This is a genomic window from Klebsiella sp. MPUS7, assembly GCF_009905335.1.
Lineage (GTDB): Bacteria > Pseudomonadota > Gammaproteobacteria > Enterobacterales > Enterobacteriaceae > Klebsiella > Klebsiella grimontii.
In genome coordinates this window covers 819,741-835,338 of record NZ_CP047604.1, presented here as the reverse complement: position 1 = coordinate 835,338, position 15,598 = coordinate 819,741, and the positions used below count along the sequence as shown (strand labels likewise).

Here is a 15,598-nt window from a genome sequence, read left to right as displayed (position 1 = left end):
CGAATCAGTTACCGCTTGTCTGTTTTTGATGCTCATCGAGGAGCGCTTTCAGGTCTTTCGGATCGCGATAGCCGGGCATAAGGGTGCCGTCGCTCAGCACCATCGCCGGCGTGCCGTTAACGCCAAGCTGCACGCCCAGCGTGTAGTGTTTAGCGATATCAACATCGCAGCTGGCCGGCTGCACGCCTTTGCCGCTCATCGCGTTATCCAGGGCTTTGTTGCGATCTTTGGCGCACCAGATAGCCTTCATGTTCTGCTCGGCTTCGCTTTGCAGCCCCTGGCGCGGGAAGGCCAGATAGCGCACGGTAATCCCCAGCGCGTTGTAGTCGCTCATCTGTTCGTGCAGTTTATGGCAGTAGCCGCAGGTAATATCGGTGAAGACGGTGATGACGTGTTTTTCCTGCGGCGCCTTATAGACGATCATCTCTTTTTCCAGCGCGTTCAGCTTACCGGCCAGCAGCGTATTGGTGACGTTTACCGGCTGCGCGCCGCTGACGTCGTACATCGGCCCCTGGATAATGTGCTTACCGTCATCGGTAACGTATATCACGCCGCTGTCCGTCAATGCGGTGCTGATGCCTTTGATCGGCGAAGGTTGCACGTCCGAACTCTGCACACCCAGCTTCGCCAGCAGTTGCTTAATCGCCGCGCTATCCGCATGCGCCGCACCGGATAAGGTGGTCGCCAGCAGAGTGAACATCAGTAAACCTTTTTTCATACTCAGTCCTTTTTTTCAGCACTCACGCACGCGGGTGATGCTGTTGATGGAGTTGTCGCAGACGCTCGGTCGCCACGTGGGTGTAGATCTGCGTCGTGGAGAGATCGCTGTGTCCTAACAGCATCTGCACCACGCGTAAGTCGGCGCCATGGTTAAGTAAATGCGTAGCAAACGCATGGCGTAACACGTGCGGGGAGAGCTTTTCGCTATCAATCCCCGCCAGTACGGCATAGTGCTTAATTCGATGCCAGAAGGTCTGGCGCGTCATCTGCTGCGCGCGCTGGCTGGGGAAAAGCACATCGGACGCCACGCCGTTCAGCAGCCAGGGGCGGCCGTATTCAAGGTAATTCTCAACCCACAGCACCGCCTCTTCGCCTAACGGTACCAGACGTTCTTTATTTCCTTTACCAATCACGCGCAGCACGCCCTGGCGCAGGCTAATATCGCTCATGGTCAGGCCCACCAGCTCGGAAACGCGCAGACCGGTGGCGTACAGCACTTCCAGCATCGCTTTATCGCGCAGCTCCAGCGGCTGTTCAACCAGCGGAGCCTGGAGTAGCCGCTCCACCTGCGCCTCACTCAGATCCTTCGGCAGCCGCTGCGGCAGCTTTGGCGAGGCCAGCAGCGCGCTGGGATCGTCCGGACGAATTTTCTCCCGGTAAAGATGCTGGAAGAAGCGTCGCACGGCGCTTAGCAGGCGCGCGGTGCTGGTGGCCTTGTAGCCGCCGGTTTGCCGCTCCGCCAGCAGCGACTGGAGATCTTCGCCGCTGACGCTGGCAAGCGACAGGCCACGATGATGCAGCCATTCCACCACCATCGTCAGGTCCCGGCGGTAGGCGCTTAGCGTGTTCTCCGCCAGATTACGCTCCAGCCATAAGGCATCAAGAAACTGCTCGATTCGTGCGAGATCCTGTTCCACTCCGGCCTCTTTGCTTATTAAAACGGCGCCATTATACCCTAAATAATTCGAGTTGCAGGCGGGCGCGGCCTTTCTGGTACACTAAGCGCAAAGTCACAGCAAGAATTGAGACGTTTCCGCGATGAACATAGGTCTTTTTTACGGTTCCAGCACCTGCTACACCGAAATGGCGGCGGAAAAAATCCGCGATATTATCGGCCCTGAACTGGTCACGCTGCACAACCTGAAAGATGATTCCCCTGCCCTGATGACGCAGTATGACGTGCTGATCCTCGGCATTCCGACCTGGGATTTCGGCGAGATCCAGGAAGATTGGGAAGCCGTCTGGCAGCAGCTTGATACGCTGGATCTGCAGGATAAAATCGTCGCGCTGTACGGCATGGGCGACCAGCTCGGCTACGGCGAATGGTTCCTCGACGCGCTCGGTATGCTGCACGATAAGCTGGCGACCAAAGGGGTTAAGTTCATCGGCTACTGGCCTACCGAAGGCTATGAATTCACCAGCCCGAAACCGGTCATCGCCGACGGCCAGCTGTTCGTTGGCCTGGCGCTTGACGAAACGAACCAGTACGACCTGAGCGATGAGCGCATTCAGAACTGGTGCGAGCAAATCCTCGGTGAAATGGCTGAGCAGTTCTCCTGAGCCTTTGCCTACTCTTGCGTCGGTTTCTGTAACACCAGCCGACGCAGGTAGCGCCATTCTCCCGCGTCCATGCTATCCGCCGCGACCCATAAATGCTGGGTACGTTGGTTTTCCGTATTCCGCAGGCGCAGCAGCATGCCGCTGTTGATTACCCACGGCGTACCGATAATCTCCCACTCCGCCTTTTGCCAGCGCAGACGCGAATCGATCAGCAGCTTTATTTCGCCCTGACGGGCGTGGATCCGCCGCTGGCTGCGTACGCAGTCGAACACTACCAGCGACAGCAGTATCAGCCACAGCGGGGTATAGCTCAGCGGCCAGGGCATCAGCAGCACCAGCGCCGCCACCACGCCGTGCATCAGCAGTGAAAACCACTGCGCGCGCCACGAGATGCGTAAATCAGATTGCCACAGGACCACGTTCCCGATTCCGAGTCTGAATTAATTTTACCATCCGCTGCAGTTCAGCATCAGCCGGCTCGCCATGATTCATCAACCAGTTGAAGAGATCCGGATCGTCGTTTTCCAGCAGGCGGATGAATAACGCCTTATCGCCATCGCTTAGCGTATCGTACTCATGCTCGAAAAACGGCATGATGGAGATATCGAGTTCACGCATACCTCGACGGCATGCCCAATGGATACGGGCTTTATTGTTAATGTCCATGTTTTACTTCCTGCTTATAAATATCTCTTAGTTTAACCCGTTTTCGGCGCTGACTTCACTGGAATATCAAGATTCGCGAGCGCTATTCCATGAAATCCTTAAAATAATCAGGTTATTGGTTATTTCGCTCGTTTTAGCTCCCCGTTTTTTAGGGCACGAATGGCCTGTCAAAAGCGCTTGCATTGCACCATAGCTCTTTTACCATTAGTCACACACTCTGCGTTAAGCTATTCAGGATATGACTATGGCTTTTACACCTTTTCCTCCGCGTCAGCCCTCCTCTTCCGCTCGTCTGCCGTTAACGCTGATGACGCTGGACGACTGGGCGCTGGCGACGATTACCGGTCCGGATGGCGAAAAATATCTGCAGGGGCAGATCACCGCCGACGTCAGCCACCTGACCGACGAGCAGCATCTGCTTGCCGCGCACTGTGACGCCAAGGGCAAGATGTGGAGCAACCTGCGCGTTTTCCGCCGCAATGAGGGTTTTGCATGGATTGAACGCCGCAGCCTGCGTGATGCGCAGCTGACCGAACTGAAAAAGTACGCGGTGTTCTCTAAGGTGACGATCGCCGCCGATGATGAATCCGTGCTGCTGGGCGTTGCCGGTTTCCAGGCGCGCGCCGCGCTGACGCCGCTGTTGGGCGAACTGCCGAACGCCGAGAAACAGGTGGTCAGCGAAGGCGCTACCAGCGTGCTGTGGTTTGAGCATCCGGCCGAGCGCTTCCTGCTGGTGACCGATGCGGCAACCGCCACCCGCATCACCGATGCCCTGCGCGGCGAAGCGCAGCTTAACAATAGCCAGCAGTGGCTGGCGCTGAATATTGAAGCCGGTCTGCCGGTTATCGACAGCGCCAACAGCGCGCAGTTTATTCCGCAAGCCACCAACCTGCAGGCGCTGGGCGGCATCAGCTTCAAAAAAGGCTGCTATACCGGCCAGGAGATGGTGGCCCGCGCTAAATTCCGCGGCGCCAACAAGCGCGCCCTGTGGTATCTGGCGGGGACCGCCAGCCGCGTGCCGGAAGCCGGGGAAGACCTGGAGCTGAAAATGGGTGAAAACTGGCGCCGTACCGGCACCGTTTTAGCCGCCGTACAGCTGGACGACGGCCGTCTGCTGGTGCAGGTGGTGATGAATAATGATATGGAACCGGACAGCGTGTTCCGCGTGCGCGACGATGCCGGTAGCCTGAGCATCGAGCCGCTGCCGTATACGCTGGAAGAGCGTTAAAGCGATATTCCCGGCCGCCTTCTCCCCGGAGGCGACGCGACTCGCCTGTCCGGGCTACCAGCCCGCAGACGACGGTGAACCTGTAGCCCGGCTAAGCGTAGCGCGAGCCGGGAGATTTCTCAAAATTTAAACCTGCCCGACGTACAAATAAATGGCCAGGAAGTGGCACACGCTGCCGCCCAGGACAAAACCGTGCCAGATAGCGTGGTTGTATGGAATACGTTTGCAGACGTAGAAAATAACCCCCAGCGAATAAATAATCCCGCCAACGGCTAACAGCGTTACGCCGCCCACCGCCAGCTTAATCGCCAGTTGATAAACCACAATCAGCGACAGCCAGCCCATCGTCAGGTAGGTCACTAAAGAGAGGATCTTAAAACGATGCGCAATCGTCAGCTTAAACAGGATCCCCAGCAGCGCCAGGCTCCAGATGACGATCATCAACCCGCGCGACAGCGGCGAATTTAGCCCTACCAGCAGAAACGGCGTATAGGTCCCGGCAATCAGCAGGTAGATCGCGCAGTGGTCGAATTTTTTCAGCCACAGCTTTGCCCGCTGATGCGGAATGGCGTGATAGAGCGTAGAGGCGAGGAACAGCAGAATCATGCTCCCGCCGTACAGGCTGTAGCTGGTGATGGCCGTTGCGCCGGCGTTACTATCCACCGCCTGTACTAGCAACAGCACCAGACCGACAATACCGAACACCAGCCCAATCCCGTGGCTGATGCTGTTGGCAATTTCCTCTGCCAGAGAATATCCCTGCGTGATTAACGATTTGCGAACCATATTTGACTCCGAAAACAAGTACGCTTTCAATAGCACACTTAGGTTAACTGAGAATGATTCCAGTGAACACCTGTTAGCTAAAATAAAAGGATGAATATTTATTAATATAATAAAATCAATAAGTTAAATTAAAATTTCAACTTACAGTCGTTCATTATTTTATTAAAGCCTTTCGAATTCAATAACATAAAAGAGCTTTTCTTCAGGGTAGATTTCCGCTATCACTTCGCGCAGCTGCGGCAGGGTCATATTCTCCTGCTGCGCGTGCCGTTCGTTCAGCGTATCCAGCGTCACCGTCGAGGTTGCGACTACGCGAATGGTGCAAAAATAGCCGTCATCTTCATAGCGACCAACGCGCAGTACATCGCCGGCTTTAAAGTGCGATTCCGCAGCATCGCGGATGGTAATGGTTTTGCGTCCGGCGAGGATGTCGTCCTGAAAACGCTGAAAAAAGGTTATGTTATTTGGCTGCATGATATCATTCCGTCCTGGTCATTATGAATTGTGAGTTTGCCACTGTGAGTATCTTCTCCCACGCCGCTATCGCCAGTCTCAATAATCTTGAGATGATGGTCTATCACTATGTCATTAAAAATCGCGACAAAGTGATGTACATGACCATCCGCGAGCTGGCGGAAGCGGCCGGAGTCTCCACGACCACCGTCCTGCGCTTCTGCCGCAAGCTGCAGTGCGAAGGCTACTCGGAGTTTCGCGTACGCTTTAAATTATATCTGGAGCAGAATGAGCCTCAACAGGCAAATATCGGCGCCAGCGAAATAATGAGCTTTTTTAAAAGCGTTAATAACGATGAATTTGACCAACTGCTCGAGCAGGCGGTCGATATTATTCTGTCGTCAGAACGTATTATTTTCGTCGGCGCCGGCACCTCCGGCGCGCTGGCGAAATATGGCGCGCGTTTTTTCTCTAACGTCGGGAAATTCAGCAACCATATCGACGATCCTTATTTCCCGGTGACCAATGATATGGCGCGTAATGCGCTGGCTATTGTACTGTCGGTCTCCGGTGAAACCGAAGAAATCCTGCGCTTTGCCAGCCAGTTCAGCCTGCATCGCTGTAAAGTAATGTCCATCACCAGCCACGAGCACTCGCGGCTGGCAAAGCTTGCCGACTTCAATCTCTCCTGGCACGTTCCGCAAACGCGCATCGGCGGCGTCTATGACATTACCACCCAGATCCCGGTCATTTATATTCTGGAAACGCTGGGGCGTAAATTAGCGCGCAAACTCCGCTGAAAATAACAGGATGTTTTTTCGATGTAACAAATTCCATCCAGGACAAATTGTTATATCGTGACATTTATATCGCCTTTGTTAGACTCGAAACCAACAAGTAATTATGACGAGATGAGCAAAGATGAAGAAAATTCCTTTACCAAAAGACTTTTTATGGGGCGGCGCCGTCGCCGCGCACCAGGTTGAAGGCGGCTGGAATAAAGACGGTAAAGGTCCGAGCATCTGCGACGTGCTTACCGGCGGCGCGCACGGCGTGCCGCGCGAGATAACCCAGCAGGTAGAGCCGGGCAAGTACTATCCAAACCACGAAGCCATCGACTTTCATGGCCGCTACAAAGAAGACATCAAGCTGTTCGCCGAGATGGGCTTCAAGTGCTTCCGCACCTCCATCGCCTGGACGCGCATTTTCCCGCTGGGCGACGAAAGCCAGCCGAATGAAGAGGGGCTGAAATTCTACGATGATATGTTCGATGAACTGCTGAAGTACAACATCGAGCCGGTAATCACCCTCTCCCACTTTGAGATGCCGCTGCATCTGGTTCAGCAGTACGGCGGCTGGACCAACCGCAAAGTGGTCGATTTCTTTGTGCGCTTCGCCGAAGTGGTCTTCGAGCGCTATAAGCACAAAGTGAAATACTGGATGACCTTTAACGAGATCAATAACCAGCGTAACTGGCGCGCGCCGCTGTTTGGCTACTGCTGCTCCGGCGTGGTCTATACCGAGCATGAAAACCCGGAAGAGACCATGTACCAGGTGCTGCATCATCAGTTTGTCGCCAGCGCGCTGGCGGTGAAGGCGGCACGTCAAATCAATCCGCAGATGCAGGTTGGCTGCATGCTGGCAATGGTCCCTCTCTATCCGTACTCCTGTAAGCCGGAAGACGTGATGTTTGCCCAGGAATCGATGCGCGAACGCTACGTCTTTACCGACGTCCAGCTGCGCGGTTACTATCCGAGCTATGTCCTGAACGAGTGGGAGCGCCGCGGCTTCAGTATCAAAATGGAGGATGGCGATGCGCAAATCCTGCGCGAAGGCACCTGCGCATATCTCGGCTTCAGCTACTACATGACCAACGCGGTGAAAGCGGAAGGCGGCAGCGGCGACGCAATTTCCGGCTTCGAGGGCAGCGTGCCCAACCCGCACGTTAAAGCGTCCGATTGGGGTTGGCAGATTGACCCGGTGGGCCTGCGCTATGCGCTGTGCGAACTGTATGAGCGCTATCAGAAACCGCTGTTTATCGTCGAAAACGGCTTCGGCGCGTACGATAAAGTCGAAGAAGACGGCAGCATCAACGACGACTACCGCATCGACTATCTGCGCGCTCACGTCGAAGAGATGATCAAAGCGGTGACTTACGACGGCGTTGAGCTAATGGGCTATACCCCGTGGGGCTGCATCGACTGCGTCTCCTTCACCACCGGTCAATACAGCAAGCGCTACGGCTTTATCTACGTCAACAAACATGACGATGGTACCGGCGATATGTCCCGCTCGCGCAAGAAGAGCTTTAACTGGTACAAAGACGTTATCGCCAGCAACGGCGAGAAATTGTAAGCATCTTGCCCCTTTCCAGTCGGAAGGGGGTAAAACTTCCCACAAAACAGACACTTCTTTACAGCGTTAGCGTTGCTAACGCGCGCTCAGCCGATAAGATAAACCCCATCAATCGTTGAGTCGCTGACGCTTACTCCGCGAATCAACGCCGCACGCTGCCGGCTTTTCCGGCGCATCACCATATAGAAAAATGATGCTAAACGTCTTTAGACTGATCCTGACATGGCTGCTGATCGTTGCCGCCGTCAGCCTGGCTGTGGATTATCTGCGCAAACCGGCGCTGCCGCAGAATTTCTCCAGCACGCCGCTGCAAACGCTTGATGGCCGAACGGTCGATCTGGCGGCCATGAGCCACGAACGCCCCTTGCTGCTGTACGTCTGGGCGACCTGGTGCAGCGTATGCCGCTATACCACCCCGTCGGTGGCTGCTTTAGCCGACGATGGCGGTAATGTTATGACGGTAGCGTTACGTTCGGGCGATAACGCCACCCTGACGCGCTGGCTGGCGCATAAAAAAACGGCGCTGCCGACGATTAATGACGCCAGCGGTCAGCTATCCCAACGGTGGGAGGTACAGGTCACGCCGACCCTTATCGTTATCTCGCGCGGCGAGGTGAAGTCAGTCACCACCGGCTGGACCAGCAACTGGGGAATGCGCCTGCGGCTGTGGATGGCGTCGTAGGGAATTTCCCTGCTTGCTGAGCTACGGGTCGATGCGGTCTGAAGGTCTGGTAACCCGGAAATCCACAGTGTAATGGATCACAAAACTCCCGGTGGCGCTGCGCTGACCTGGCTACAAGTTCACAGTTGTCTGCGGGCTGGGAGCCCAGACAGGTGCGCAGCGCCGCCTCCGGGAAAGATTTACGGATTACTTCCCGCCCGCCAGCTCGAGGAAGCTGCCGGTAACGTAGGAAGCCTTATCGCTTAGCAGCCAGACGATGGCCTGAGCCACCTCCTCCGGCTGCCCGCCGCGCCGCATCGGCAGCATCGACTTGACGCGATCCACGCGCCCGGGCTCACCGCCGCTGGCGTGCATATCGGTATAGATTAAGCCGGGGCGCACGCCGTTGACCCGAATCCCCTGCGCCGCCACTTCCAGCGACAGGCCGGTGGTCAGGGTATCAACCGCACCTTTCGACGCGGCGTAATCCACATACTCCCCCGGCGCCCCGAGGCGCGATGCCGCGGACGACACATTCACAATCGCCCCACCCTTACCGCCGTGCTTGTGCGACATCCGCTTTACCGCCTCCCGGCAGCAGAGGAAGTAACCGGTCACATTAGTGGCCAGCACCCGGTTAATCCGGTCGGCGCTAAGGCTTTCAATCGTCCCCTGAGTAAATAAAATCCCGGCGTTATTGACCAGCGCGGAGAGCGGTTCGCCGAGACGGTCGATCGAGGCAAACATCGCCATCACCTGCGCTTCATCGCTGACGTCCGCCCGTAACGCAACGGCTTTGCCGCCGCTGGCGATAATCTCGTTCACCACGCCGGTCGCCGCGGCGCTATTCTGGTGGTAATTCACCGCCACGGTATAGCCTTCCTGCGCCAGCAGCAGCGCCGTCGCTTTACCTATTCCCCGGCTGCCGCCCGTCACCAATGCTATCGTCATACCATTCTCCCAAAATATAAAGGCGCCGCAGCGCCTTTAAAAGATAGTCTAATCAGCAGATTACTGGTATTCGCTCATCGGTACGCAGGAGCAGAACAGGTTACGGTCGCCGTAAACATCGTCCAGACGCTTAACGGTCGGCCAGTATTTGTTGTTCAGCCCTGCCGGGAAGACCGCCAGTTCGCGGGCGTACGGATGGTTCCACGCGCTCACCAGTTCACCCTGGGTATGCGGCGCGTTCACCAGCGGGTTATCCTCCAGCGGCCACTCGCCGGCTTTCACGCGGTCGATCTCGCCGCGAATCGCCAGCATCGCATCGATAAAGCGGTCCAGCTCCACTTTGCTTTCCGATTCGGTCGGTTCAACCATCAGCGTACCGGCGACCGGGAAGGACATGGTTGGAGCATGGAAACCAAAATCAATCAGTCGCTTAGCAATATCCAGCTCGCTGATGCCGGTCTCTTCTTTCAGCGGACGAATATCCAGAATGCATTCGTGCGCCACGCGACCGTCGCGGCCGGTATACAGCACCGGAAACGCGTCTTTCAAACGGGTAGCGATGTAGTTGGCGTTCAGAATCGCCATCTGGCTCGCCTGTTTCAGCCCTTCTGCGCCCATCATTCGGATATACATCCAGCTGATCGGCAGGATGGAAGCGCTGCCGAACGGCGCGGCGGAAACCGCGCCCTGGCGGGTCAGCATGCCTTCAATTTGCACCACGCTGTGGCCCGGCACAAACGGCGCCAGGTGCGATTTCACGCCAATCGGCCCCATACCCGGGCCGCCGCCGCCGTGCGGAATACAGAAGGTCTTATGCAGGTTAAGGTGCGAGACGTCCGCGCCAATAAAGCCCGGAGAGGTAATGCCGACCTGGGCGTTCATGTTCGCGCCATCGAGGTAAACCTGGCCGCCAAACTGATGCACCACTTCGCACACTTCGCGAATGGTCTCTTCGTAAACGCCGTGGGTGGACGGATAGGTCACCATGATGCAGGAGAGGTTCGCCGCATGCTGCTCGGCTTTCGCCCGCAGGTCAGCAAGATCGATATTGCCGTTTTTATCGCAGGCCACCACCACCACCTGCATTCCCGCCATCTGCGCGGAAGCCGGGTTGGTGCCGTGAGCGGAGCTTGGGATCAGGCAGATATCGCGATGCCCCTCGTTGCGGCTTTCGTGGTAATGACGAATCGCCAGCAGGCCCGCGTATTCGCCCTGCGCGCCGGAGTTCGGCTGCATGCAGACCGCATCGTAGCCGGTCAGCTTAACCAGCCAGTCGGAGAGCTGAGCGATCATCTGATGATAGCCTTCAGCCTGATCGACCGGACAGAACGGATGCAGTTCGGCGAATTCCGGCCAGGTGATCGGGATCATCTCGGCGGCGGCATTCAGCTTCATGGTGCAGGAGCCCAGCGGGATCATCGCCTGGTTCAACGCCAGATCCTTACGCTCCAGCGCGTGCATATAGCGCATCATCTCGGTTTCGCTGTGGTAGCGGTTAAACACCGGATGAGTAAGGATCGCATCGTCGCGCAGCATGCTGGCAGGGATCGAGCGGCTATCGAGGGCCACGTCTTTATCCAGGGTGTCGATATCCAGGCCATGATCGTCGCCAAGGATGGCGCGGAACAGGTTCAGGACGTCTTCACGCGTGGTGGCTTCGTCAAGGGTGATCCCGACGGCATGATGAATATCGCTGCGCAGGTTAATGCGCAGCGCTTCCGCCCGCGCCAGCACAGCGGCTTTATCGGCAACCTCAACGCACAGGGTATCGAAGTAGTGCGCATGGCGGAGCTTAAGGCCTTTTTTCTGCAGACCATCGGCCAGAATATCGGTCAGACGGTGAATACGGCTGGCGATACGCTTCAGGCCAGCCGGACCGTGGAATACCGCGTACAGGCTGGCAATGTTGGCCAGCAGCACCTGAGAAGTACAGATATTGGAGTTCGCTTTCTCGCGGCGAATATGCTGCTCGCGCGTCTGCATCGCCATGCGCAGCGCGGTATTGCCCGCCGCATCTTTCGATACGCCGATAATACGGCCCGGCATGGAGCGTTTGAATTCATCTTTGGCGGCAAAGAAAGCCGCGTGCGGGCCGCCGTAGCCCATCGGTACGCCAAAGCGCTGGGCGGAGCCAAAAACGATGTCCGCGCCCTGCTTACCCGGTGCGGTCAGCAGAACCAGCGCCATAAAATCGGCGGCGACGCTGACAATCACTTTGCGCGCTTTCAGGTCAGCAATCAGTTTGCTGTAATCATGAACCTCGCCGGTGGTGCCCACCTGCTGCAGCAGTACGCCGAAGACGTCCTGATGGTCGAGCGCTTTTTCCGCATCATCGACAATCACATCGAAACCGAAGGTCTCCGCGCGGGTGCGCACTACGTCCAGGGTCTGCGGGTGAACGTCGGCGGCGACGAAGAAACGGTTGGCGTTTTTCAGTTTGCTTACGCGTTTGGCCATCGCCATCGCTTCCGCGGCGGCGGTAGCTTCGTCCAGCAGCGAGGCTGAGGCGATATCGAGACCGGTCAGGTCGAGGGTCACCTGCTGGAAGTTCAGCAGCGATTCCAGACGGCCCTGAGAAACCTCCGGCTGATAAGGCGTATAGGCGGTATACCAGCCCGGATTTTCCAGCATGTTGCGCTGAATCACCGGCGGCAGCTGCACGGCGGTGTAGCCCATGCCAATGTACGACTTGAAGCGCTTGTTACGACCGGCGATCGCTTTCAGTTCCGCCAGCGCGGCGAATTCCGTGGTTGCCTCGCCCACCTGCGGCGGCGTCGCCAGCTGGATATCCTGCGGCACAATCTGGCCAATCAGGGCGTTAAGCGAATCGGCGCCAACGGTTTTCAGCATCTCCTGCTGCTGCAGGGCGTCCGGGCCGATGTGACGTTCAATAAAGGCGTCACGGTTTTCAAGCTGGCCTAAAGTCTGGGTCATGAGCGATGGTTCCTGAACGTGCGGTGAATCGTGATTGTCTGACTGGTTTGCCCGGCGAGCGCTGATGCTTGCCGGGCCAGAATACGCAAAATCATTGGCGTTGCAGGAAGCCAACGCCCCTGCAGCGTGAAGGATGAAGCGTATTTATTCGTCTTCTAACAGAGCTTCATATGCGGTCGCATCCAGCAGCGCGTCAACCTGAGCTTCGTCGCTGGCTTTGATTTTAAAGATCCAGCCGCCGGCGTACGGCTCGCTGTTGACCAGCTCAGGGGAGTCGTTCAGCTCGTCATTGACGGCAACGATTTCGCCGCTGATCGGCGCGTAGATATCGGAAGCCGCTTTGACGGATTCGGCAACCGCGCAGTCTGCGCCCGCTTCAACGGCGGCGCCCACTTCCGGCAGGTCGACGAAAACCATATCGCCAAGCAGCTCTTGCGCGTGCTCGGTGATACCAACGGTATAAGTGCCGTCCGCTTCTTTACGCAGCCATTCGTGTTCTTTGCTGTATTTCAGTTCTGCTGGTACGTTGCTCATCAATTCATCTCCAAAAGGGAAATCACACCACGGCTTTGCCGTTGCGTACAAAAACAGGTTTAGTCACTTTGACCGGCATTTCGCGGTTGCGAATCTGCACTACGGCGGTTTCACCGATGCCTTCCGGTACGCGCGCTAACGCAATACTGTAGCCCAGCGTCGGGGAGAAGGTGCCGCTGGTGATAATGCCTTCTTTCTGATTGCCGTCGGCATCGCTAAAGCGCACCGGCAGGCCGCCACGCAGAACGCCTTTCTCGGTCATGACCAGGCCCACCAACTGCTCGGTGCCCTTTTCGCGCTGCATTTCCAGCGCTTCACGCCCGATGAAGTCACGGTCAGTCGGTTCCCAGGCAATGGTCCAGCCCATATTAGCCGCCAGCGGAGAGACGCCTTCGTCCATCTCCTGGCCGTAAAGGTTCATGCCCGCTTCCAGGCGCAGCGTATCGCGCGCGCCGAGGCCGCATGGCTTAACGCCCGCATCGAGCAGGCCGCGCCAGAAATCTACCGCCTGCTCGTTCGGCAGCGCGATTTCATAACCCGCTTCGCCGGTATAGCCGGTGGTCGCAATAAACAGATCGCCCGCCTGCACGCCAAAGAAAGGCTTCATGCCTTCCACGGCCTGACGCTGCGCGTCGGTAAACAGCGTCGCCGCTTTCTCTTTCGCCCTGGGACCCTGGACTGCGATCAGGGAAAGATCGTCGCGCACGGTTATTTCAAGACCATAAGATTCAGACTGCTGGGCGATCCAGGCGAGATCTTTTTCACGGGTGGCGGAGTTAACAACGAGGCGGAAATCGTCTTCAGAAAGGAAATAAACAATCAGGTCATCAATGACGCCGCCGGAGGCGGTCAGCATGCCGCTATAGAGCGCTTTGCCTGGCACGGTGAGCTTCGCTACGTCGTTAGCCAGCAAATAGCGCAGAAACTCGCGGATTCGGCTGCCGTGGAAATCGACGATGGTCATGTGCGACACATCGAACATTCCGGCATCGCCGCGCACCGCATGATGCTCATCAATCTGGGATCCGTAATGCAGCGGCATCATCCAGCCATGGAAATCCACCATGCGCGCGCCGCATAGCGTGTGTTGTTCAAACAACGGAGTCTGTTGAGCCATCTTTTCCTCATCGAATAAAACGGAACCAGCCACTATTTTTGGCGTTTTTGCGCCGCGAAAAACGCCGCCGGCATCGCTAACGGACACCGACGCAAACGTTCTCTTTGGCCTGAACTTACCACCGATATCCGCACTAAACCATAAGCCCGGTCAGGACATCACATTAGCTTATGACTAAAATCAGCCGAAGAGCCTACAGAGTTTTTAGCTACAATAAAGCGATTTAAGCCGCATAAAATTAAACAAATAAGGTAAAAAAGCAGCGCATGATGATATTTTCTGCGAAATGACGAGCCTAATTTCTATAACAAAAAAAAGGTAACATTAATAAAACTAATGCGAAAAACGAGGTGAAATTAGATTATTTCAAATGAGAGGAGAAAACCCGGCGCGAGGCCGGGTGAGAGAAGTGTGATGGACTTAACGTAACCAGGCAGGCAGGTCGTGGAACCCCATCGCCTGACGAATAAGCTGCGGCTTCACGCCGGGCAATGTATCCGCCAGCTTAAGGCCGATATCGCGCAGCAGTTTTTTCGCAGGATGGCTGCCGGAGAACATGTCGCGAAAGCCCTGCATCCCCGCCAGCATCACCGCGGCGCTATGCTTGCGGCTGCGCTCATAGCGACGCAGATACAGATGCTGACCGATATCCTTGCCCTGCGCATGCAGGCGTTTGAGCTCCTCGATCAGCTCAGCAGCATCCATAAAGCCAAGATTGACGCCCTGCCCGGCCAGCGGATGAATGGTATGGGCGGCATCGCCAACCAGCGCCAGACGATGGGCGGCAAACTGCCGCGCGTAGCGGCCAGTCAGCGGGAAAACCTGACGCTCGCTCTCCACGGCGCACAAACCCAGGCGGTTATCGAAAGCAATATTCAGCGCCTGGTTGAAAGCGGCATCGTCCGCCGCCCGCATCCGCTCCGCCTCTTCAGGAGAGAGCGACCAGACGATAGAGCAAAGGTGCGGATCGCTCAGCGGCAGGAACGCGAGGATCCCTTCGCCGTGGAACGCCTGACGCGCCACCGCTTCGTGCGGCTCTTCGGTGCGAATAGTGGCAACCAGCGCATGATGGTGATAATCCCAATAGGTCAGCGGAATATCGGCTTTGTTGCGCAGCCACGAATTGGCCCCATCAGCGCCAACCACCAGCCGGGCGGTTAACATGCCGCCGTCCTGCAGGCTAAGAAAGGCCTCATTCTCTCCCCACGCGACCTGCTGCAGCTGCGCCGGAGCCAGCAGGGTGACGTCCGCGCAGCGCTGCGCTTTTTGCCACAGAGCATGATGCACCACGGCGTTTTCAATAATGTGCCCAAGGTGGCTAAAGCCCATGCTCTGGTCATCAAAGCTGATGCGGCCAAAACTGTCTTTGTCCCACACCTCCATACCGTGGTAGCAGCTGGCGCGCTGGGCGATAATATCCTGCCAGACGCCCAGTTTGTTCAGCAGCTTCTCGCTGGCGGCGTTAATCGCCGACACCCGCAGCGCCGGCGGCGCATCCTCGCTCAAAGGCTGAGGCGCGGCCTGTTCCAGCACCGCAACGCGCAGCCCGCTGCCCTGTAAACCGCAGGCAACCGCCAGCCCCACCATTCCACCGCCAACAATAGCGACATCAACACTTTGCACGTTTCACTCC

Annotated in this window: 16 protein-coding genes; 5 read left to right on the top strand and 11 right to left on the bottom strand. The window is 56.9% G+C overall.

Annotation, left to right across the window (positions count from 1 at the left end):
• Nucleotides 1-4: 4 nt before the first annotated feature.
• Together dsbC and xerD are read right to left on the bottom strand one after the other, a co-directional pair.
• Complete coding sequence (gene dsbC / locus GUC22_RS04035; RefSeq protein ID WP_004134425.1) at nt 5-718, bottom strand: bifunctional protein-disulfide isomerase/oxidoreductase DsbC; 714 nt, start codon at nt 716-718, stop codon at nt 5-7.
• 22 nt (nt 719-740) lie between these two features.
• Nucleotides 741-1,637, bottom strand: a complete 897-nt coding sequence (gene xerD, locus GUC22_RS04030; protein ID WP_004124942.1) for a site-specific tyrosine recombinase XerD — start codon at nt 1,635-1,637, stop codon at nt 741-743.
• A gap of 121 nt (nt 1,638-1,758) precedes the next feature.
• Between xerD and fldB the strand changes: the two genes are divergently transcribed.
• Complete coding sequence (gene fldB / locus GUC22_RS04025; protein ID WP_024358613.1) at nt 1,759-2,280, top strand: flavodoxin FldB; 522 nt, start codon at nt 1,759-1,761, stop codon at nt 2,278-2,280.
• A gap of 8 nt (nt 2,281-2,288) precedes the next feature.
• On the opposite strand, the gene GUC22_RS04020 is transcribed toward fldB, so the two are convergent.
• Together GUC22_RS04020 and sdhE are read right to left on the bottom strand one after the other, a co-directional pair.
• Nucleotides 2,289-2,699: a protein YgfX gene (locus GUC22_RS04020; protein ID WP_160183349.1), complete on the bottom strand. Its 411-nt coding sequence runs from the start codon at nt 2,697-2,699 to the stop codon at nt 2,289-2,291.
• Entirely contained in the window at nt 2,680-2,946 is a 267-nt protein-coding gene (gene sdhE, locus GUC22_RS04015) for an FAD assembly factor SdhE (protein ID WP_004124953.1), read from the bottom strand. The genes GUC22_RS04020 and sdhE overlap by 20 nt, the downstream gene beginning before the upstream one ends.
• 244 nt (nt 2,947-3,190) lie before the next feature.
• Between sdhE and ygfZ the strand changes: the two genes are divergently transcribed.
• Nucleotides 3,191-4,174 carry a tRNA-modifying protein YgfZ gene (ygfZ, locus tag GUC22_RS04010; protein WP_024358615.1) on the top strand — a complete coding sequence of 328 codons (984 nt, stop codon included), beginning with the start codon at nt 3,191-3,193 and terminating at the stop codon, nt 4,172-4,174.
• A gap of 126 nt (nt 4,175-4,300) precedes the next feature.
• Here the strand turns inward: ygfZ and trhA are convergent, their stop codons facing one another.
• Both trhA and yqfB read right to left on the bottom strand, forming a co-directional pair.
• Nucleotides 4,301-4,960, bottom strand: coding sequence for a PAQR family membrane homeostasis protein TrhA (gene trhA, locus GUC22_RS04005; protein WP_004124978.1), 660 nt, complete (start codon nt 4,958-4,960; stop codon nt 4,301-4,303).
• Nucleotides 4,961-5,122: 162 nt separating this feature from the next.
• Entirely contained in the window at nt 5,123-5,434 is a 312-nt protein-coding gene (yqfB, locus tag GUC22_RS04000) for a N(4)-acetylcytidine aminohydrolase (protein WP_004133599.1), read from the bottom strand.
• A gap of 50 nt (nt 5,435-5,484) precedes the next feature.
• Here yqfB and GUC22_RS03995 point away from each other — a divergent pair, with 50 nt between their 5' ends.
• The 3 genes from GUC22_RS03995 (at nt 5,485) to GUC22_RS03985 (ending at nt 8,450) form a co-directional block, all read left to right on the top strand.
• Nucleotides 5,485-6,213, top strand: coding sequence for a MurR/RpiR family transcriptional regulator (locus GUC22_RS03995; RefSeq protein WP_024358621.1), 729 nt, complete (start codon nt 5,485-5,487; stop codon nt 6,211-6,213).
• A 121-nt stretch (nt 6,214-6,334) separates the two neighbouring features.
• Nucleotides 6,335-7,768: a 6-phospho-beta-glucosidase gene (locus GUC22_RS03990; protein WP_024358622.1), complete on the top strand. Its 1,434-nt coding sequence runs from the start codon at nt 6,335-6,337 to the stop codon at nt 7,766-7,768.
• A gap of 190 nt (nt 7,769-7,958) precedes the next feature.
• Entirely contained in the window at nt 7,959-8,450 is a 492-nt protein-coding gene (locus GUC22_RS03985; RefSeq protein WP_024358623.1) for a protein disulfide oxidoreductase, read from the top strand.
• Between the two features lie 186 nt (nt 8,451-8,636).
• On the opposite strand, the gene GUC22_RS03980 is transcribed toward GUC22_RS03985, so the two are convergent.
• From GUC22_RS03980 to ubiI, 5 genes are all read right to left on the bottom strand, one after another.
• Nucleotides 8,637-9,380, bottom strand: coding sequence for an SDR family oxidoreductase (locus GUC22_RS03980; RefSeq protein ID WP_004133590.1), 744 nt, complete (start codon nt 9,378-9,380; stop codon nt 8,637-8,639).
• A gap of 60 nt (nt 9,381-9,440) precedes the next feature.
• Nucleotides 9,441-12,314: an aminomethyl-transferring glycine dehydrogenase gene (gcvP, locus tag GUC22_RS03975; protein WP_024358625.1), complete on the bottom strand. Its 2,874-nt coding sequence runs from the start codon at nt 12,312-12,314 to the stop codon at nt 9,441-9,443.
• 144 nt (nt 12,315-12,458) lie between these two features.
• Nucleotides 12,459-12,848: a glycine cleavage system protein GcvH gene (gene gcvH, locus GUC22_RS03970; protein ID WP_024358626.1), complete on the bottom strand. Its 390-nt coding sequence runs from the start codon at nt 12,846-12,848 to the stop codon at nt 12,459-12,461.
• Between the two features lie 22 nt (nt 12,849-12,870).
• Entirely contained in the window at nt 12,871-13,965 is a 1,095-nt protein-coding gene (gene gcvT, locus GUC22_RS03965; RefSeq protein WP_148866060.1) for a glycine cleavage system aminomethyltransferase GcvT, read from the bottom strand.
• A gap of 420 nt (nt 13,966-14,385) precedes the next feature.
• Complete coding sequence (gene ubiI, locus GUC22_RS03960) at nt 14,386-15,588, bottom strand: FAD-dependent 2-octaprenylphenol hydroxylase (RefSeq protein ID WP_004133582.1); 1,203 nt, start codon at nt 15,586-15,588, stop codon at nt 14,386-14,388.
• Between the last annotated feature and the right edge of the window lie 10 nt (nt 15,589-15,598).